We start from the raw sequence: 20,346 nt of genomic DNA on the forward strand, positions 1-20,346 counted from the left end.
GTTCCTCATGATTGTGCGATTAGAATCCTAAGCGCACTTGTCCGCTTTGTTCCGGTTGAGGCTTCTGTCCGGTGCATTTTGCTGTCAGGCTGCTGCATACAGCCAGAGATGAGCGGAGAATATACCGGCAGTCATCCTCAGGGGCGGAGGAAGAAAGAAGATATCTTTCGTGCAGTGTCTCCATCCAGGGGTCAAAGCGGCGGATATCCATCACCGGTTTTGCCGGCCTGAGAATCTGTTCCGGGCGCATGGTTTTGCGAAAAACAGAATGGAGACGCCGTTCATACAGCACATGCTGCGGAAAGGAGAATTTAAATTCTTTGTTATGGGGACGGGTGAAGGAATCAGCTATATAATGCATCATTTCTCCGGCATGGAACCAGCCTTGGAGGGTGTCACGAAATTCGGAGGAATACGTCCGGCTCATAAGATTCCTTCGTGCCTGATAAGTGTGGCCGTCCAGATCTGCAGCGCTGGCTCCTTTCAGATAAGACAGCAGATTAAGATCAGGAAATACATTTCCTAACGTAAATGCAAGTGATTTCGGGAAATTCAGCTTCATGCGGCGGGCAAGTAATCTTGACAAAGAATAATGATCTTTTGTTTCCATAATGCTACCTCTTTTGGAAATACAGCAGTTTCTTTACTCTAATAGTATCTGCAAAATGTGTCTAAAAAGTGATGAAAATATTAGAAAACAATGATTAAGTTATTCTCCATTATCTCCAGTCGGCTCTGGAAAGGCCTCCTTCCGACAATGAAGAATAACTATTGCAGGATGGCACCTTCTGTTTAGCCGTTATCCTTATCCGGCAGACATTATGTCCATGTTCTACATGATTGGAGTGAGGCATTCTAAGAGCCGAACGGAAATCATGTGGAACATGCCATATCCTCCGGGTGGACGCGCTTTGTGCGATAAGGTATACCCACAGGGCATCCCGTATTTTATACCCTCCGGGTGGACGCACTCCGTGCGATAAGGTATAATACACTGGAATATTTAGAAAGGATTGTGCAGCTATGAACCAAAGTACAAAAGGTGTGATTTTTACTATGGCCGGAGGGATTTTCTGGGGGATCTCCGGTATCATTGGGAAATATTTATTTGATCAGAAGGAACTGACGGCTGTGTGGCTGGTAACGCTGAGGCTGCTGTCAGCAGGCTTTTTGATGCTTTTATTTGCAGCAGTTCAGAAAAAGGGAAGGATCTTTCGTGTGTGGAAGAAGAAAAAGACGGCAGTAAGTCAGCTGGTTTTTTGCCTCTTTGGAATGACAGCCTGCCAGATGTCTTATTTTCTTGCCATTCAGTATTCAAATCCCGGAACTGCCACTGTACTGCAGTATATTGCCCCTGCAATTATTATGCTGTTTTGTCTGGCAGTGGAGAAACGCCGGCCCAAGCGTCTGGAGGTTATTGTGCTGTTCTGTGTGATAGCCGGGGTTTTCCTTTTGGCAACCCATGGAGATCCGGGAAGTCTGACTATGACAGGCAGAGCACTGTTCTGGGGGCTTTTTGCCGCTGCGGCATTGGCTGTCTATAACATTCAGCCGGAAAAGCTGCTGGAAGAGTTCGGCTCCCTGGAGACTGTGGGATGGGGCATGTTTGTAGGAGGAGTTCTTATGGTTCCCGCCGTTGGATTCTGGAATGTGCCGGGGATCTGGGACGGAAGAACCGTGCTTATGACACTGTGTGTCATTATCTTCGGAACCGTTATTCCTTTCGGCTGCTACCTGGAAGGAGTCCGTCTGCTGGGGCCGGTCAGGGCCAGCATGTTTGCATGCGTGGAACCATTGGTGGCGGCTGTCATGTCGGTTATTCTGCTGGGAGAGATTTTCGGCGGCATGGATATTCTTGGTTTTGCACTCATTCTTGGAGGTGTCACATCACTGGCTGTTTTTGACCGGAATTAAAAAACTTACACTGCCGGGCCGGAACCGTTTTTGGAATGCGGAAGAAGCTGTTTCAATGACATGACCTGAGGATTTTCAGGGATATGATCGGGGACCAGAAGCCGGATGGAAGCGGAAGGGCAGCCGGTGAGAGGAAACATGCGGATTCCTTTTTTCCCTTCTGCTGTATGTTTAGGAAGCAGTGATATTCCCATTCCCAGCGCAGCTGCATTTAAGATTCCTTCCGGGTGTCGTATTCAAAAACTTTTGAACTTTTGAGCTGTCTGGATGAAATCTGATCAAACAGTATTTTACGGTAAGGACAGCCTGGTATATTGTTGGTGATAACCGGAAAACTCCATGCATCCTCAATACTTTTGCATGTCTGGGGTGCGATCAGTACAAGTTCCTCTTTTAACCGGAGTATTTCTTTGGAATTTGCAAACCTGTGGGAGGAATTTGTCAGAATACAGTCTGATTTACCCAGAAGCAGATCGTTTTCTAATTTCTCCTGTGTGCCGGTATTGACAGATACGTCGGTCACCGGATATTTTGTCTGGTAAAGCATTAAGTATTCAGGCAGAAAATAACCGGCAATGGTCTGTGTAGTACCGATCTTTAATGTTTTTGCTGCTGAAAGAGATTGTTCTGCCTCGTTTAGCAGAGCTGCAACTTTGTCAGCATAAGCCAGAAGATGTTCACCGTCCCTGGTCAAGGAGACTCCTTTATTATGCCGCACAAAGAGTTCTGTATTCAGCTCAGCTTCCAGTTTTTTGATATGGGCAGTTACATTAGACTGAACATAACCAAGGTTTTTGGATGCTTTTGAGATAGACCGGGCATATGCCGCCTCTCTGAAAATTTTTAAGTCTGTGCTTTCCATTATAGTTTCCTTTCCCTATCATTTTGACTGATGGCAGATCTCATTTTTTCCTATTATACATGTACGGAACAGCTCTGTATAATGAAAATATCAGAAAAATGCTGATAAGGAGGAAAAAGAATGACAGTTATGCAGTATAAAATATCTCTGCCCTCAGATTACGACATGGAGAAAATCAGGCAGAGGATCAAAGAAAACGGGTTTAAGACAGATGGATTTCCTGACTTGATATTCAAAGCATATTTAGTTTCCCAAAAAGGCCGCTGCGGTTCTTTCTGCAATGAATATGCTCCCCTGTATTTGTGGAATGACGCTGAAGGTATGAATAAATTTATTTTCCGCGGATTTTATGATAATATTCTGGATTCTTTCGGATGGCAGAAAATCCATACCGGAATCCCATTTCACTTTGAACTGGGTAAAAATTTTTCACAGTCTGCTTGTGTGCTGGAATACAAGAAAGCAATCCCGGAAACGGAAAAGATGACAGAACTTTCTTATTCGCTGAATCTGTCTGGAAGTACTGGAAAAATGCTGATCTATGATCCTGAAAAATGGGAAAGCACAGAATATTATTTTTTTGAGGCACCGCCTGAAATGGTGTCTGGCGCAAAGCTTTATCAAGTTCTTCATATTTCCCGGCAGAATGGCAAGTAAACAAAGCCTCCGGCTGTTTTGGTAAAAAACTCAAAAATACGGTGAAATTGTTGGATGTATTTATGCAATGTGCTATAATAAATCAGATAAAAAGTCCAAAAGCTTAGTGGGACATAGGAGATTCAAGGAGGGCATTATGGAGAAATACATTATGGCGCTGGATGCGGGGACAACGAGCAACCGGTGTATTCTGTTTAATAAAAACGGAGAGATCTGCAGTGTAGCGCAGAAAGAGTTTACCCAGATCTTTCCCAATCCGGGCTGGGTGGAGCATGACGCCAGTGAGATCTGGTCAACACAGCTGGGGGTAGCAGTGGAAGCCATGCAGAAGCTTGGTGTCACAGCAGAGCAGATTGCAGCCATCGGCATTACCAACCAGAGAGAGACGACAATTCTGTGGGACAAAGAGACAGGAGAGCCGATTTACAACGCCATTGTCTGGCAGTGCCGCAGGACTTCAGAGTTCTGCGATTCCCTGAAGGAACAGGGGCTTGAGGGTAAGATCCGGGAAAAGACCGGGCTGATCATTGATGCCTATTTTTCGGGGACAAAGGTGAAGTGGATACTGGATCACGTAGAAGGAGCCAGAGAAAAGGCTGAAAAGGGTGAGATCCTGTTCGGCACTGTGGAGACATGGCTTATATGGAAACTGACCAAGGGCAAAGTTCATGTGACAGACTACTCCAATGCATCCAGGACGATGCTTTTCAATATCAAGGATCTTACATGGGATAAAGAAATTCTTGATATTCTTGATATTCCGGAGGCTATGCTTCCCAAGCCTGTACCGTCAAGCCAGATTTACGGAGAGTCTCATCCGTCCTATTTCGGAGCTGCAGTCCCAATTGCGGGAGCCGCAGGAGACCAGCAGGCTGCATTGTTCGGCCAGACCTGCTTTAAGGCGGGGGAGGCAAAGAATACATACGGCACAGGCGGGTTCCTGCTGATGAACACCGGACAGATGCCGGTGGATTCCCAGCATGGGCTTTTGACAACGATTGCCTGGGGCCTTGACGGCAAGGTAGATTATGCTTTGGAGGGGTCTATTTTTGTGGCGGGTGCTGCCATCCAATGGCTGCGGGATGAGTTAAAGCTCATTGATTCCTCACAGGATTCTGAGTATATGGCCCAAAAGGTTAAGGACAGCAACGGCTGCTATGTGGTGCCGGCTTTTACAGGGCTTGGGGCGCCTCATTGGGATCAGTATGCCAGAGGTACCATCTTAGGCATCACCAGAGGAGTCAACAAGTGCCATATTATCCGTGCAACATTGGAGTCACTGGCTTTTCAGGTCAACGATGTACTCAAAGCCATGGAGGCTGACGGAGGCATCCGTTTAAGTTCCCTTAAGGTGGACGGCGGAGCCAGCCAGAATAATCTGCTGATGCAGATGCAGGCTGATATCAGCGGGGCACCAGTAAAACGGCCTGGATGTGTGGAGACAACAGCCATGGGGGCAGCTTATCTGGCAGGGCTTGCAGTAGGTTATTGGAAGAGCAAAGAAGAGCTTGCAAAGAACCTGGATATCGACCGTGTATTTGAACCGCAGATCAGCAGTGAGGAGAGAGAAAAGAAAGTATCCGGATGGAAACGGGCCGTGCGCTATTCCTATGGATGGGCAAAAGAAGAATAAAGGCCAGTCCGCCAATGCCGAAATGGTATTGGTGGACTTTATGCCAAAATTGGTCATGCCAATAGGAAAAAATTTGTTGGAAACATAAAAAAGATTGACTTAGAGTGAGCTCCAGGTGATATAGTAAACTCAGGAGCGCAGGTAAATCTGTGCAGTTACAGTTGGAACCGGCAAAAGGAGGATATCAAAGGTATGGAACAGAAAAAATTAGGATTTGGTTTTATGAGACTTCCGCTGACGGATCAGGATGACGCAAAGAGTATTGACATGAAACAGGTCTGTCAGATGGCAGATTCATTTTTGGAGCAGGGTTTTACATATTTTGATACGGCCTATATGTATCATGATTTTACCAGTGAGACTGCACTCAGGGAAGCGCTGGTAAAACGGCACCCCAGAGAGTCTTTTACAGTAGCCGATAAAATGCCGACAATGTTTTTAAAACAGGAAGAAGATCTGGAGCGGATCTTTAGCGAACAGCTTGAAAAATGCGGGGTGGATTATTTTGACTACTATCTTCTGCACAATCTGGGAGTAAAGCATTATGCTATTGCAGAAAAATTTAATGCCTTTGCTTTCATTCAGAAGAAAAAAGAGGAAGGAAAGATCAAAAAAATAGGATTTTCCTTCCATGATACGGCAGACGTGCTGGATCAGATTTTAAGTGACCATCCGGAAGTGGACTTCGTACAGCTGCAGATCAATTATCTGGACTGGGAGAATGAGAGCATCCAGTCCCGGAAATGTTACGAGACAGCAGTGAAGCACAAGAAACCGGTGATCGTCATGGAGCCGGTAAAAGGAGGTACATTGGCGGATATTCCAAGAGAGGCAGAGCAGCTTTTCAAGGAAGCACATCCGGATTTATCGGTTCCTTCCTGGGCCGTGCGCTTTGCAGCCAGCCATGACAATGTGATGATGGTGCTGAGCGGAATGTCTTCCATGGAACAGCTGCTGGACAATACCGGATATATGAAAGAATTCCGGCCGCTGAACCGGGAGGAGCACCAGATCATCGAAAAGGCAGTTGAAATCATCAATAATTCTATTGAGATTCCGTGTACAGCATGCCAGTATTGTGTGGACGGATGTCCCAAAAACATTGCCATTCCAAATTATTTTGCCCTGTATAACGCAGAGATTCAGGCAATGAATAAAGGATTTTCCACGCAGGGTGTGTATTACAGCAATTATACAAAAACATATGGAAAGGCTTCGGACTGTATTGGATGCAGAAAATGTGAGAACAGCTGTCCGCAGCACATTGAAATAACAAAATGGCTTGCAAAGGTTGCCCGGACATTTGAATAAAGATTAGAGAGTAAGGAGTGCACAGCGATGGAAGCACATGAGATTTTAGAAAAAGTAAAACAGGGGGAGATGTCCGTCGGGGAGGCAGAAGCCTTTTTCCGCAGACAGCCTTTTGAAGATATGGGGTATGCAAAACTGGATACCCACCGGAAAATGAGAAATGGGGCAGCCGAGGTGGTGTTCTGCAGCGGCAAGTCTGATGAACATCTGGTCAGCATTTTTCAGAGACTTTGGGAACAGGACGGAGAGGTTCTTGGTACAAGGGCTTCCGAAAGCCAGTATGAATTGGTGAAGCAGAAGCTTCCGCAGATACAGTATGATCCGGTGTCCCATATTCTTAAGATTGAAAAACCGGATAAGGAGAGAATTGGAAAAATTGCCGTCTGTACGGCAGGGACAGCGGACATTTCAGTTGCGGAGGAAGCGGCACAGACGGCAGAATATCTTGGCAGCCGGGTGGAGCGCATCTATGATGTGGGAGTCAGCGGCCTTCACCGTCTTTTGTCCCGTCTGGATGTGATCCAGAGCGCAAACTGTGTGGTTGCAGCGGCAGGTATGGAAGGTGCTTTGGCCAGCGTCATCGGAGGCCTTGTCGATAAGCCGGTGATTGCAGTGCCGACATCGGTGGGCTACGGCGCCAATATGCATGGGATCTCTGCTCTGCTTACCATGATCAATTCATGTGCCAACGGCATTGCAGTTGTAAATATTGACAATGGATACGGTGCCGGCTATATGGCATCGCAGATCAACAGACTGGGGGAAAGGAAATGAATGGGACACTTTATTTAGAATGCTACTCCGGCATCAGCGGAGATATGATGACAGCTGCGCTGCTGGATCTGGGAGCAGATGAGAAAGTACTGAAAGATGCACTGGCAAGCCTTCCTGTGAGGGGGTTTGAAACTAAGATCAGCCGGGTTACAAAGGCAGGGCTGGATGCCTGTGATTTTGCTGTGTTCCTGGATGAGAACCATGAAAATCACGACCATGATATGGAATATCTGCACGGAGATGCTCATGGACACGGACACAGTCATACCCATATGCACACACACGGACATGAACATCATACGCATGATCATGGCCACGAACACAGGGGTCTGCCGGAGATTCTTGAAATCCTCGGGCAGGCAAAGATGACAGAAGGTGCCAGGGATACAGCAGTGCGGATCTTTGAGATTCTTGCGGAAGCAGAGGCAGAGGCCCACGGGACTGTGCCGGATCAGGTTCATTTCCATGAAGTTGGAGCGGTTGATTCGATTGTGGATATTACAGCGGCGGCAGTCTGTCTGGACAACTTACAGATCAGTAAGGTTATCATTCCGGTACTGTACGAGGGAACCGGTACGGTACGCTGCCAGCACGGGGTCATTCCTGTACCGGTGCCTGCAGTTGCTGCTGTTGCCAGAAAACACGGGCTTTCTCTGCATATGACAGAGAGCCGGGGAGAGTTTGTCACACCTACCGGAGCAGCCATTGCGGCGGCAGTGCGGACTTCTGCTCATCTTCCGGAGCGGTTTGTGATTGAAAAAACAGGAATCGGAGCGGGAAAGAGAAAGTATGAACGGCCGAGCCTGCTGCGGGCTATGATCATCAGAGAAGCCGGACAGGGCAGTGCCGGTGATTTCATTTACAAACTGGAAACGAATATAGATGACTGTACAGGAGAAGCCCTGGGTTATGTGATGGAGAGGCTCATGGAGGCCGGAGCCAGAGATGTCCACTATCTTCCGGTGTTTATGAAAAAGAACCGTCCTGCATATGAACTCAATGTAATCTGTAAGGAAGAAGATATTGAGAAGCTGGAGGAGATTATATTCCGGGAGACTACCACCATCGGCATCCGCAGACAGAGGATGGAGCGCAGCGTGCTCAAGAGAAAAGTCCGGACCGTAACAACCTCTCTGGGGGAAGCCAAAGTGAAACTGTGTTACATGGAGAAAGCTGTGCGTGCTTATCCGGAATACGAAAGTGTCAGAGAACTTTGCCGCAAGCATGGACTTTCCTTTCAGGAGGTTTACCAAAAGATTGCAGAGGAATGCCATGGACAGATATAGAGAGAGGTGCAGCCGGCTGGAAGAACTGATAAAGGAGTACACAAAGAAGGATGTAATGCTGGCATTCTCAGGCGGGGTGGACAGCAGCCTGCTTTTAAAGCTCTTGTGCAGGGCAGCGCAGGAATCCGGAAAAAGAGTTGAGGCAGTCACCATGGACACTGAACTCCATCCGTCTCAGGATGCCCGGACCGCACGGCGGGTGGCAGAGGAAGCAGGTGCTGTTCACCGTGTGATCCGTGTGGATGAGCTTTCTAATGCAGGGATTCTGGATAATCCGGAAAACCGGTGTTATCTCTGTAAAAAGCATTTGTTTTCAGAACTGCTCAGAACAGCAGAAAAGGAAGGAATCTGTACCGTGCTGGAAGGAACAAACGCAGATGATCTGAATGTTTACCGGCCGGGAATCAAAGCGGTAAAGGAACTTGGTATTCAAAGTCCCCTTGCTGCGGCAGGAATGACAAAGACAGATATCCGGAAATTAGCATTGGAATATGGGATCTCCGTGGCAGACCGCCCGGCAAGTCCCTGCCTTGCGACCAGATTTCCTTACGGAACCAGGCTGTCCAGAGAAAAGATGCAGATGGCAGATGAGGCAGAAAAAAGCTTAAGAAAAATGGGATTTTATAATGTACGTGTCCGGGTTCATGAAGAGACGGCGAGGATCGAGGTGGACGACAGAGATCTTTCATCTCTTCTCAAAAACAGAAAGGCCGTGGTTTCCCGGCTGAAAGAACTGGGATTTACATATATAACGGCGGATCTGGAAGGATTCCGGTCCGGCAGCATGGATGTCAACTTGAAACAAGGAAAGGAGATTTAATATGCATATGGCAGATGCGCTTGTGGCCCCGGCGGTGGCAGGCACAATGTATGCCTGTTCTGCAGCGGCGGCAGGATGGGCGGTAAAAAAGGTTCAGGAAGAAGATGACCCCAAAAAGGTCCCTCTGATGGGAATGATGGGAGCGTTTGTATTTGCAGGACAGATGATCAATTTTACAATCCCGGGAACCGGGTCATCCGGACATCTGTGCGGGGGACTTCTGGTATCAGCAGTATTGGGACCGTTTGCAGGATTTCTTACTATGATAGGGGTTCTTCTGATCCAATGTCTTTTATTTGCGGACGGAGGCCTGCTGGCCCTTGGCTGCAACATATGGAATATGGCTTTTTACGGATGTTTTATAGGAGCCGGCTTTCTGTGGAAGCAGTTTATGAAAAATGGTGTGGACAAAAAAAAGATCACTGCGGCATCTGTTGTGGGCTGCATTCTTACCCTTCAGCTGGGAGCACTCTCCGTGACGGCGGAAACACTGGCTTCCGGCATCACGGAACTGCCGTTTGGAGTTTTTGCGGCAGCGATGCAGCCGATCCATCTGGCAATAGGACTGGTGGAAGGGCTGATTACAGCGGCGGTGCTGTGTTTCTTATATGAGGCAAGACCCGAGCTGATCTGGACAGGAAACTCTGCAGGAACTGCGGAAAGAACTAAGAAACCAAGACTTTCTTTCAGAAAAGTTCTGCTTGTACTTGCAGGAGGGTTTGTGGCTGTAGGAGGTGTATTATCCCTGGTAGCTTCTGCGAATCCGGATGGGCTGGAATGGTCTATTGAGAGGATTACAGGTTCTGCGGAACTTGCATCATCAGGGGCAGTGCATGCGGCAGCTGAGAGGCTTCAGAGTATGACGTCGATTCTCCCGGATTACTCTATGCCAAACCACACAACAGCGTTAGGCACTTCTGTATCCGGTATTTTTGGGGGAATAGCAGTGATTGCCCTGTGTGCAGGCGCATGCTGGCTGTTCCGGCTGTTTGGAAGGAAAGGAAGACATGGGCAGAATCAATGAGGCTGTCCATGAGATCCACCATCTGGATGCCATGGCTTCAGGCAGCAGTCAGATCAACAGGATCCATCCCCTGTGCAAGCTGTTAGTGACAGTCTGGTATATTGCTGTCACAATGTCTTTTGAGACGTATGACCTGACGGGAACTTTGAGTATGGTTCTTTACCCGATGATTATGATGACAGCAGTGGGGCTGTCTGTCAGAAAAAGCCTGAAAAAACTGGGACCTGTATTGCTGCTGGTCTGTGCCGTGGGAATCGCCAATCCTTTTTTTGACCGGAGCGTCTTGTTTCATTTGGGGACAGTGCCGGTAACAGGGGGAATGGTATCAATGGCCACACTGATGATGAAAGGTGTATTTGCGGTGCTGGCTTCCTATCTGCTGATTCTGACTACATCCATGGAAAGCATTTGTTATGCCATGCGCCTGCTCCACATCCCTAAAATGGTGGTGACTATGGTCATGCTTATTTACCGCTATATCATTGTACTTCTGAAAGAGGCAGAACGGATTTCTCAGGCATATGCCATGCGGGCGCCGGACCAGAAAGGAATTCACTACCGTGCCTGGGGGACTCTGCTTGGACAGCTCCTGCTCCGCAGCATTGACCGGGCACAGACAGTCTATGAGAGCATGACGCTCCGGGGATTTGACGGCAGCTTTTATGCGGCGGGAAAACGAAAAGCAGATGCAAAAAGTATCATTTTTCTGGCAGGGTGGGCCGGCCTTATTGCAGTGCTGAGGTATGTTCCTGTGTTCGGGCTTGCGGGAAAAATATTCAGATAGAATGGGGAGAAATAATGAACAATGTAGAAGTGAGCGGTCTCTCTTTTTCTTACGACAGAGGGGCAATGGAAAAAAGAAACTATGTACTCTCCGGAATCAGCTTTACGGCAGATGAAGGGGAAACAGTGGGACTGATCGGAGCTAACGGAGCGGGAAAGTCTACGCTTTTAAAGCTGTTTACGGGGCTTCTGACAGGATATGAGGGAGATATAAGGATCGGCGGTGTCAGGGTGGAAAAGGGCTCGCTGGCTGACATCAGGAGGAACACCGGATATGTATTCCAGGATTCAGAAAGCCAGCTCTTTATGTCTACCGTTTATGAGGATACTGCATTTGCACCCCGAAACTATGGTTTTTCTGAGGAAGAAGTGGACAAAAGAACCATCCGTGCATTGGAGAGTGTTCACATGGAACAGATGAAGGACCGGCAGATCTATCGGCTGTCCGGAGGGCAGAAGAAACTGGCTTCCATCGCCACGATCCTGTCCATGGAACCTGGTGTGATCCTGCTGGATGAGCCGTCTGTAGCTTTGGATCCAAGAAACAGAAGGAATCTGATCCATGTACTCAATGAACTTCCGGGGACAAAGATCATCGCTTCCCATGACCTGGATTTTATTTATGATACATGCAGGAGAGCAATATTGATCTCAGACGGCAGGATTGCTGCTGACGGGCCTGCGGAAGAGATTTTAAGAGATCAAGCACTTTTGGAAGAAAACGGGCTGGAGCTTCCCCTGTCTTTTTCCAGAGAAAATGTAAGGAGGGATCATTCATGACGATAGCAGAGGTAAGCAAAAAGTACGATATTTCCGCAGATACGCTGCGGTATTACGAGAGGATAGGACTTATACCGCCTGTTCCGAGAAAACCCAGCGGCATCCGGGATTATGATGAGGAATCCTGCCAGTGGGTGGGACTGATGAAGTGTATGCGCAAGGCAGGAGTTCAGATTGAGGCCTTGATTGAATATGTGGAACTGTTCCGCCAGGGAGACGAGACCATCAATGCCCGGAAAACGATTCTGATAGAACAGAAGAAACGTCTGGTTCAGAAAATGAACGATATGCAGGAAACTCTGGAACGGCTGAATGATAAGATTGAGAAGTATGAACAGGGGAAGATGACGGCAGAACATCAGCTAAAAGAAAAGCAAAAGGCATGTCTGGCAGATACAGAAGTGAAGTAAATGACCGTTAAAGTGACCGATAAAGATAAGACCAGAAGATATACAAAACAGGGCTGCCGTTTTTCTTCGGCAGCCCTGTTTTGTATATAAATTCTCATCAAATAATATTGCTAAGCATCTTGTTTCTTACAGATACAAAGATAGCAGAGCTTGTCCGCTGTCCCCTCAACAGGGCTGGCATTCAGAGATATCTTAATAGCCTTGTTTTCAGGCAGACAGATCTCAAAAGAAGTTTCATAATTATTGCAGTGCTCCATAGCACATAAAAGTTCTTGTCTGACCTGTTCCGGCAGTCCGGATTCTAAGGTCCGGCTGTAGTCTTTGCTGCTTAAGTAATGCTGTAATGACTGCAGCGTATATCCGTATTCCTTGAAAAAACCTGCAGAAAGCAGTCTGAATTTTATATCTCCGTCGTCTGTCCAGAGAAGGGAAATGCTTTCCGGGAGATGTTTCAGCAAATGCTGCATCTGGCTGCGGAGATTTACGGATTCGGTCACATCCAGGACTACTCCCTGTAAAAACTGTTTTCCCTGATATTCCATGTATTTACTCTGGTCAATGACCCATATGTATCCATTTTTGCTGAGCATGCGGTATTCAAGATTTTTGACCTTGTCATCCTGCTCAAGCTCCTCAACGCCGTTTAAAACCAGAGACCTGTCGTCCGGATGAACCATATTCATAAACTTGTTGTCAAAACGGTCCTGAAGTTCCTGCTTGGTGTAACCGAATATCTGCAGGAAACGGTCACTCACATAGAGAAACTCAAAACCAGGGGTATCGGAACAGCGGTGATAGCCTCCCGGCATGTCATGATTTAAAAATGCAAGTTCCTGATTTTTGCGCATGAGCATGCTGTTTCTTTCTGCCAGCTGAAGCTGTACCCTCATGGGTTCAGAAATATCTGTACATGCACTGACAATGGCAAGCCGTCCGTCCTCGGCTTCAATGACTTTTCCTTTGTCCAGTGTCCAGAACCAGGTGCCGTCCTTTTTCGGCATCCGGTATGAAGTCGTATACTCAAGCCCGGCGTAGTATTCCGGTCCGATATCCCTTGCAACCTGTTCCCGGTCATCCGGATGGATGGTGTTGATAACTTTGCCGTCAATGGCCTTGTCAAGTTCTTCAAAGGAATCATAATCCAGCAGGCGCACCATCTCATGATTGGCAAAATAAAGAGGAAATCCGTCTTCACAGTAACCGCCGATCATACCGCCGGGTGACATCTGGGCAAAGATGGAGGCAGCCGTGCGCCGGTTATCCTCGGTGAGTTTCATAAAAGAAGAATCCTTCTCCGAGATATGGACAACCGCTGAAAGTGCCCTCTGAGACGCAGCCAGCCGCTGTTCCCTGAGTTTTTGCTCTGTCACATCGCTGACAGAACCATAATATAATTTCCGGTTATCCTGTTCTTTCAGGAGATAAACATGCATATGCAGCCAAATCGTGTCCCCATTGTCTTTGAGACGGCGCACGTCACTTTCTGCACCATTCAGGACATTGAGGTCAGCGCGGCTGAACATATCAAAAACTGTCTTACGGTCTTCTTCATAAATATTTTCCAGAATGAACCTGCGCTGTTCTTCCAAATCAACAGAATTTGTCCCTGTAATTTTAAAATATTGTTCGTTGGCACGCACCAGCTCGATCTGTTTTCCGCACACGCTATAGAAAGCGACACCTCCCATGATATTATTGAGCAGGGTTTCGCTGAATACATTTTCATTTAACAGTTCTTTGATATGCAGCCGTTCTAACTGGCGAGCTTTGATACCCCTAAGGTCCAGATTATTTTCATCGGCAAGAAGAGGTTCAAATACCTTAATCGGCATAGGATGATAGAAATAATAACCCTGGCCGTATGTACATCCCATATCAAGGAGATAGTCCATCTGTTCTTTGGTTTCCACACCTTCGGCAATGATTTTAAGACCCATGAAGCGGGCCATACTGATAATGGCTTCCAGAATACCGTAGCCTTTTCCTGAACTTTGGTCATCCATCTCCAGGAATTTCATGTCAATTTTGAGCACATCTACGTTGACATCCTTCAGCATATTAAGGGATGAATAGCCGCTGCCGAAATCATCCATCAGAACAGTAAATCCGGAAGCCCGGAGTTTTACGATGGCGTCATTGATCAGTTCATACTCTTCTGCATAGGCACTTTCTGTGATCTCAATCTCAATCAAACTTGGATCTAAGCTGTATTTTTGGATCAGATTCTGAAAGGTTTCCACTATATCCAGAGAATAAATATCGACTCTGGAAACATTGACGGAAATCGGAATAGCTTTGTGTCCCTGATCGATCCAGGTTCTTACCGATCTGCATACCAATTCCCAGACATAGAGATCCAGGTTGGTGATAAAGCCATTGCTCTCCAAAAGAGGGATAAAGTCCCCCGGAGGGATCAGGCCCCGCTTTGGATGATTCCAGCGGACAAGGGATTCCAGGCCGATGATTCTGCCTGTAGCCATGTTGCATTTTGGCTGGGCATAAAAAGTAAATTCTTCCTGTTCCAGTGCATGCTGGATCTCTGAAAGCAAAATATGATTGTCTTTCATCTTCTGCATCATCCTGCTGTCATAACGGCAGGATCTTTTTGTGTAGTTTCCTTTGACGGAAGACATGGCAATTGCGGCACGGTCGTACATAGTTCTGACAGGAATATGGCGTTCAGTGATGCTGTACAGGCCAAAGGCAGGAAGAAAGCCTACATTGCCCTGATAACGTTTAATATACCCCATGATTTGATGCTGAAGGTATGATATAACAGCCTGATCGTCAGGAAGAATAATACAGAAATCATCATCTCCCATATAACCTGCGATTCCGCCATGTTCTTCCTGTGCATTCTTAAGATGGCAGCCAATGTCAATCAGGAACTGGTCACCGGATTTTTGTCCGTACCATTCATTAAACAGTTTAAAATGTTCAATATCGATCGCCATCAGACAATAGGGCTTTCCTTTTGATTGTTCAAGAAATTCATAGGCCTTCTGCAAAAAGATATTTTTCCGGTACAAACCAGTCAGAGGATCAATAAAAGCAGAAAGAGTTTTCCCGGTGCTTTGGTTGTCTGAGTTTAATTCCTTCTGTTTTTGTTTTTGGATATCCTGAATAAAGCACATCATGATCTCATCACTGTTTCCGCTGTGACGGATAGGAACGATAGTCTGTGCAGTCCAGCAATATGTGCCGTCTGCTTTTTTTCTTCTGAACTGTTCCAAAAGAAGAAATGACGGTGATGCATTTTCAAGCCGATTTCTGATGTTATCAATATTCCAAAAATCCAGGAAAGCAGCTGCATCATCAGGATGGATCAGACGGCGGGCAGCATCCTCCAGGAGTTCCGACAGACATCCTTCCTCAGCCGGATTTACATATTTGTGAGGCAGATGATACAGGAGACGGTAGGTGTCTTTGGAAAAATTCAATTCAAACAGTTCGTCATAGGTAGACATGTCCGTCAGGTTATAAAACAGATTTTTGTTTCCCTCACAGATAGATCTTGACAGGACAACATGGCAGATACCGGAACCAGGCCAGCTGATCGTTCCTGTGTTTACTTCCACCCATTGGTTCAGCTTTTGATTAAAAAACAGAGTACCCTCATTGTCAGGCGCAGTCAGAGGACATCCGCTGCACGGCGAATTTTCTGCGCAAAATACCTCATAACAAATATTACCACAGCTGATCTCGGGAAAAACCTGCTGAAGTTCTCTGTTAAAGTGAACAATTTTGTAATTTTGGTCAATAATATAAATACTGGTTTCAGAAGTAAAATTTTTTGGATTCATATATTCGTCCCTGTCAGTCAACTTCACTATAATTATCACTACTATTATAGTATTTTTTAGTGAAACCAGTCAACGGTCGGCATAAGTTTTTCTCCACTATCTCCAGTCGGCTCTGGAAAGGCCTCCTTCTGACAGTGAAGAAAAACTTATGCTCCTAAGACAGCAAGCCGGAGAACTGGTCAAAATGCCACAATTAAGTAAAATACGTGAGAAATAATTTGACAAAGCGGATGAAGCTGAATTATAATAAGTCAAAAAGCGTGGATGAAGAAAAGTAGCATAGATTATCGCTTCCAGTGAGCGGGAGACAGTGGGAACCCTGCAGAGTGAATTTATGTGAAGAACACTTTGGAGCTGCAATCTGAACATCCGGAGGATCAGTAGGTGAGCCGCAGGCTGTGCGTTATTCAGCATACCAGAGAGGCTGTACAGACAGTAAATCAGGTGGTACCGCGGACTTTACAGTTGTTCGTCCTGAAAGATTTTAGGATGCACAGCTGTTTTTTTATTTCATGGGAAAGTGCGTCCCATGAAATAAAAAGTACTCTGTGCAGGATGCACACAAATCCATTTTGTTCTTACACGAAAAGAATACACAATATATGAAAGTAAAAGGAGAAAAAAATGTCAGATATGTACCGCAGCAAAACTATGGATAAGATTTCTGAAGGCGACATCGGATCCCGGTTAAAGATCGCCGGATGGGTGGAAAACATCCGTGACCACGGCGGCGTGTCCTTTATTGATTTAAGGGATATGTACGGCGTGATGCAGGTTGTGTTAAGAGACGGTGATCTTTTAAATGAAGTCCGAAAAGAAGAGTGCCTTTCAATCGAAGGTGTTATAGAGCACAGAGACGAAGAGACTTATAATCCTAAAATTCCTACAGGGACTATAGAATTGGAAGCACATAAAATTGATGTGCTCGGAAAGGTTTATACAGATCTGCCGTTTGAAGTGTCAGGCTCCAAAGAGATCCGGGAGGATGTCCGTCTGAAATACCGCTATTTAGACTTAAGAAACCGAAAGGTAAAAGACAATATCAAATTCCGGTCAGAAGTCATCAGCTTTCTGAGAAGGAAGATGGATGAGCTTGGATTCATGGAAATCCAGACGCCGATCCTCTGCGCATCCTCTCCGGAAGGTGCCAGGGATTACATTGTTCCGTCCAGAAAGTATAAAGGAAAGTTCTATGCACTTCCCCAGGCACCGCAGCAGTATAAGCAGCTTTTAATGGTGTCCGGCATTGACAAATATTATCAGGTGGCACCTTGTTTCAGAGATGAGGATGCCCGCGCGGACCGTTCTCCGGGAGAGTTCTACCAGCTGGATTTTGAGATGAGTTTTGCAACTCAGGAAGATGTATTTAAAATCGGCGAGGAAGTTCTGGCTGAAACATTTAAAAAGTTTGCACCGGAAGGTTCTGCTGTCACAGAGACACCGTTCCCTGTCATCAGCTATGAGCAGGCTATGCTGGAATTCGGCACAGACAAGCCGGATCTTCGGAATCCGCTGCGTATAGTGGATGTAACAGACTTTTTCCAGAGATGTACCTTTAAGCCATTTCACGGCAAGACTGTGAGAGCAATCAAGGTTCATGCAAACCTCTCCAAAGGATTCCATGAAAAGCTTCTTAAGTTTGCCCAGTCCATCGGTATGGCAGGTCTCGGATATCTGGAAGTAAAAGATGATATGTCCTATAAAGGACCGATTGATAAATTTATTCCGGATGACATGAAAAGTGAGCTGGCAGAAGCAGCAGGTCTTGAGGCAGGAGACGTGATCTTCTTTATCGCAGCCAGTGAAAAGCTCGCCTGCCAGTTTGCAGGACAGATCAGAGATGAGCTTGCAGCACGCCTTGATCTCTGCGAGAAAGATGCATACCGATTCTGCTATATCAATGATTTTCCGATGTATGAGACAGATGAGGAAACAGGACAGGTGACCTTCACACACAATCCGTTTTCTATGCCGCAGGGAGGCTTAGAAGCACTGAATGAAAAAGATCCTTTGGATATTCTGGCCTACCAGTATGATATCGTCTGCAACGGAGTTGAATTATCTTCCGGAGCAGTGAGAAACCATGATCTGGATGTTATGGTCAAAGCATTCGAGATTGCCGGATACGATGAAGAGACATTAAAAGAGAAATTCGGAGCATTATATCATGCGTTCCAGTTCGGTGCACCTCCTCATGCGGGAATGGCTCCCGGAATTGACCGTATGCTCATGCTTCTAAGAAATGAAGAAAATATTCGTGAAGTGATTGCTTTTCCAATGAGCGGAACTGCACAGGATCTCATGTGCGGTGCCCCAGGCGAAGTATCAGAGCTTCAGCTTAGGGAAACACACATTAAAGTAAGAGACTGATCATTTACAGAAAGTTGAATAAGAAAAGAAAAGCCGTACATTCAGAAATGAATGGGCGGCTTTTTGCATATATATGGTAAATAATAAAGTCTGTACTGGGGGAAAGCCTTTTGGGTACGCTTCTTCAGATTATTTTTATCAACCTTGTCGTGTCTCTGGATAACATCGGCGTCATAGCCATGGCAACCAGAGGGCTTTCAAAACGCCGGGCCAAAGCGGCCAGGGATCTGGGTGTCTGGCTGTCTATTTTTCTAAAGATGGTGTTTGTGGGGATTATCGGATTTTTATTCAGAATCCCATGGCTTCATATCAGAATCCTTGGAGGCGTCATGCTTTTATATGTCACTTTTACGATGATGAAAGATAGTGGATCAGACAGTGGCAAGCATGAGCAGGCAGGGCAAAAAGACAATTTTTGGTTTGCCATCATCTCTATTGTAGCAGCTGATGTGAGCATGAGTTTTGATAATGTGCTGGCGATTCTTGGAGTTGTGTCTGCGGACGGCGGCGGACTTCATATGAAAGAATTTCTTTTGATCTTCGGAGGTCTGGCTTTTTGTGTGCCGCTGCTTTTATGGTTCAGCGGGAGTATCGCAGACTGGATGGATGAGTTTCCGGTCCTGAATGATATCTGTGCAGGATACCTTGTTTACACAGCAGTCAAAATGATGATGGAAGATGAGTTTGTCTCGCTTTTTCTTCAGGAAATCAACTTTTCCATCGCAGCCCCATGTGCGGCTCTGGCCGGAATTCTTGTGGCCTGTTTTAAAGTGTATTCGGAAGGGCGGGATTTTCAATATCACAGCGGAAAGATCCTCGTGGCCTGTGTCACCGCTCTTTCATGCTATGCAGTAATGGATATGGCAGTGCTCTCCTACTTGAGCACCGGACCATCCCCAAAGGGATATCAGCTGAGTCTTAAAGCCCTCTATGGATTTCTGCCCAAAGGGATCAATGCGGTACATCTCACCTCCATGTCCTCCGGAGTTTTAGAATTGTGTGTGGCTGTCTATACGGCAGATGTCATGAGAAGAAAGGGGACGTCCTCTTTCTTCTGGAGGTACGTAAAAACAGAACATATGATGATACGCCTGCTGCTGTTTCAGACTGCTCTCTATGTGATCGGGCTTACACTCAACTTTGGGCTGGGGAAACCGGATGTGTGGATGTTTATTTCCGAACTTATCTTTGAAATTATTCTGATGAGTGTCTATGCTGCGGTTTTTGGCATCCTGTGTTTTTCTTTCAAAAGCGGCGGACTGGGTCTTGGACTGAGCCTTTTGTTTCTGCTGCTGGAAGCTGTCATATCCTCTGTGCTGATGTTTGATGAGACCAGCGTTCTGGCAGGCTTGTTTCCAAACTATTATTTAGAAAACCTGGAAAGCCACATGCACGATCTGATCTTTGTGATGAGGGGGCTGTTTATGTCAGCCATCTATATTCTGCCGGTGCTTATGATCGGACAGAGAAAAAACAGCACTTCTTCGGAATCTTCTTGAATAGGAGAAGATTCCGGATTCGGAGACTGGATATCCTTCAGAAAAACTGCCGGAAAAGAAGGAATCAAATGGACAGAACTAACCTTTCCTCTGTGCCTTGCCACCTGATATAAAAACTCGAAGTGGTAAAAAATAAAAACAGGGGGAACAGGAAGATGAAAAAGAAAAAACGAATCTGGATATTTGCCGCGGCGCTGATACTGGCCGCAGCTCAGGGAAGTATTTTTGCAGCAGAGCAGGAGACGGAAAGTACGGCTGAGGCTGCAACAGAGACATCAGAAGAGATGACGGAGGCAAACACAGATTTGATCACAGCGGTGGCTGAGGAAACTGCTGTGGAGCAAATTGAGCTTCCGGAAGAAGAGAAAAACTTGAATAAAAAGCAAGAAGAAACCAGCAGTAAAAAGAACACGGACATAC

Annotated in this window: 18 protein-coding genes and 1 other annotated feature; of the genes, 14 read left to right on the top strand and 4 right to left on the bottom strand. The window is 46.4% G+C overall.

Features of this window, described 5'->3' with window-relative positions; genetic code table 11:
• Window positions 1-19 precede the first annotated feature (19 nt).
• Window positions 20-610, bottom strand: a complete 591-nt coding sequence (locus KH180_RS12690; protein ID WP_290760902.1) for a zinc dependent phospholipase C family protein — start codon at window positions 608-610, stop codon at window positions 20-22.
• 413 nt (window positions 611-1,023) lie between these two features.
• Between KH180_RS12690 and KH180_RS12695 the strand changes: the two genes are divergently transcribed.
• Window positions 1,024-1,914, top strand: a complete 891-nt coding sequence (locus KH180_RS12695; RefSeq protein ID WP_290760904.1) for a DMT family transporter — start codon at window positions 1,024-1,026, stop codon at window positions 1,912-1,914.
• A gap of 5 nt (window positions 1,915-1,919) precedes the next feature.
• Here KH180_RS12695 and KH180_RS12700 read toward each other — a convergent pair whose 3' ends face one another.
• Together KH180_RS12700 and KH180_RS12705 are read right to left on the bottom strand one after the other, a co-directional pair.
• Window positions 1,920-2,108 (bottom strand): hypothetical protein, encoded by a 189-nt coding sequence (locus KH180_RS12700; protein WP_290760905.1) that lies wholly within the window; start codon window positions 2,106-2,108, stop codon window positions 1,920-1,922.
• Window positions 2,109-2,125: 17 nt separating this feature from the next.
• Complete coding sequence (locus KH180_RS12705) at window positions 2,126-2,776, bottom strand: LysR family transcriptional regulator (RefSeq protein ID WP_290760906.1); 651 nt, start codon at window positions 2,774-2,776, stop codon at window positions 2,126-2,128.
• A gap of 120 nt (window positions 2,777-2,896) precedes the next feature.
• Here KH180_RS12705 and KH180_RS12710 point away from each other — a divergent pair, with 120 nt between their 5' ends.
• From KH180_RS12710 to KH180_RS12755, 10 genes are all read left to right on the top strand, one after another.
• Window positions 2,897-3,433, top strand: coding sequence for a DUF4865 family protein (locus KH180_RS12710; RefSeq protein ID WP_290760907.1), 537 nt, complete (start codon window positions 2,897-2,899; stop codon window positions 3,431-3,433).
• 136 nt (window positions 3,434-3,569) lie between these two features.
• Window positions 3,570-5,066: a glycerol kinase GlpK gene (gene glpK / locus KH180_RS12715; protein ID WP_290760909.1), complete on the top strand. Its 1,497-nt coding sequence runs from the start codon at window positions 3,570-3,572 to the stop codon at window positions 5,064-5,066.
• 192 nt (window positions 5,067-5,258) lie between these two features.
• Window positions 5,259-6,377, top strand: a complete 1,119-nt coding sequence (locus KH180_RS12720) for an aldo/keto reductase (protein ID WP_290760911.1) — start codon at window positions 5,259-5,261, stop codon at window positions 6,375-6,377.
• A 27-nt stretch (window positions 6,378-6,404) separates the two neighbouring features.
• Window positions 6,405-7,151 (top strand): nickel pincer cofactor biosynthesis protein LarB, encoded by a 747-nt coding sequence (gene larB / locus KH180_RS12725; RefSeq protein WP_290760920.1) that lies wholly within the window; start codon window positions 6,405-6,407, stop codon window positions 7,149-7,151.
• The gene (gene larC / locus KH180_RS12730) at window positions 7,148-8,437 is read left to right on the top strand and encodes a nickel pincer cofactor biosynthesis protein LarC (RefSeq protein WP_290760922.1); all 1,290 of its coding nucleotides are present in this window, start codon (window positions 7,148-7,150) and stop codon (window positions 8,435-8,437) included. Before larB ends, larC begins: the two co-directional genes overlap by 4 nt.
• Window positions 8,424-9,257, top strand: coding sequence for an ATP-dependent sacrificial sulfur transferase LarE (larE, locus tag KH180_RS12735; protein ID WP_290760924.1), 834 nt, complete (start codon window positions 8,424-8,426; stop codon window positions 9,255-9,257). Before larC ends, larE begins: the two co-directional genes overlap by 14 nt.
• Window position 9,258: 1 nt before the next feature.
• Window positions 9,259-10,281: an energy-coupling factor ABC transporter permease gene (locus KH180_RS12740; protein ID WP_290760925.1), complete on the top strand. Its 1,023-nt coding sequence runs from the start codon at window positions 9,259-9,261 to the stop codon at window positions 10,279-10,281.
• Window positions 10,265-11,065, top strand: a complete 801-nt coding sequence (cbiQ, locus tag KH180_RS12745) for a cobalt ECF transporter T component CbiQ (protein ID WP_290760926.1) — start codon at window positions 10,265-10,267, stop codon at window positions 11,063-11,065. Before KH180_RS12740 ends, cbiQ begins: the two co-directional genes overlap by 17 nt.
• A gap of 14 nt (window positions 11,066-11,079) precedes the next feature.
• The gene (locus tag KH180_RS12750; RefSeq protein WP_290760928.1) at window positions 11,080-11,844 is read left to right on the top strand and encodes an energy-coupling factor ABC transporter ATP-binding protein; all 765 of its coding nucleotides are present in this window, start codon (window positions 11,080-11,082) and stop codon (window positions 11,842-11,844) included.
• A complete protein-coding gene (locus KH180_RS12755; protein WP_290760930.1) occupies window positions 11,841-12,254 on the top strand; it encodes a MerR family transcriptional regulator in 414 nt (137 codons plus the stop codon). The genes KH180_RS12750 and KH180_RS12755 overlap by 4 nt, the downstream gene beginning before the upstream one ends.
• Window positions 12,255-12,364: 110 nt before the next feature.
• Here the strand turns inward: KH180_RS12755 and KH180_RS12760 are convergent, their stop codons facing one another.
• A complete protein-coding gene (locus KH180_RS12760) occupies window positions 12,365-16,057 on the bottom strand; it encodes an EAL domain-containing protein (protein WP_290760932.1) in 3,693 nt (1,230 codons plus the stop codon).
• Between the two features lie 252 nt (window positions 16,058-16,309).
• Window positions 16,310-16,537: a binding site (T-box leader), on the top strand.
• Window positions 16,538-16,681: 144 nt separating this feature from the next.
• Here KH180_RS12760 and aspS point away from each other — a divergent pair.
• From aspS to KH180_RS12775, 3 genes are all read left to right on the top strand, one after another.
• Window positions 16,682-18,427, top strand: coding sequence for an aspartate--tRNA ligase (aspS, locus tag KH180_RS12765; protein ID WP_290760934.1), 1,746 nt, complete (start codon window positions 16,682-16,684; stop codon window positions 18,425-18,427).
• Between the two features lie 110 nt (window positions 18,428-18,537).
• On the top strand, window positions 18,538-19,926 hold the full coding sequence (locus KH180_RS12770) for a YjbE family putative metal transport protein (RefSeq protein WP_290760936.1): 1,389 nt from the start codon (window positions 18,538-18,540) through the stop codon (window positions 19,924-19,926).
• Between the two features lie 155 nt (window positions 19,927-20,081).
• The coding region (locus KH180_RS12775) for a hypothetical protein (protein WP_290760938.1) at window positions 20,082-20,346 on the top strand (265 nt) is incomplete at its 3' end.

Origin of the sequence: Anaerostipes sp., from assembly GCF_018381315.1 — a bacterium.
Taxonomy (GTDB): domain Bacteria; phylum Bacillota; class Clostridia; order Lachnospirales; family Lachnospiraceae; genus Anaerostipes.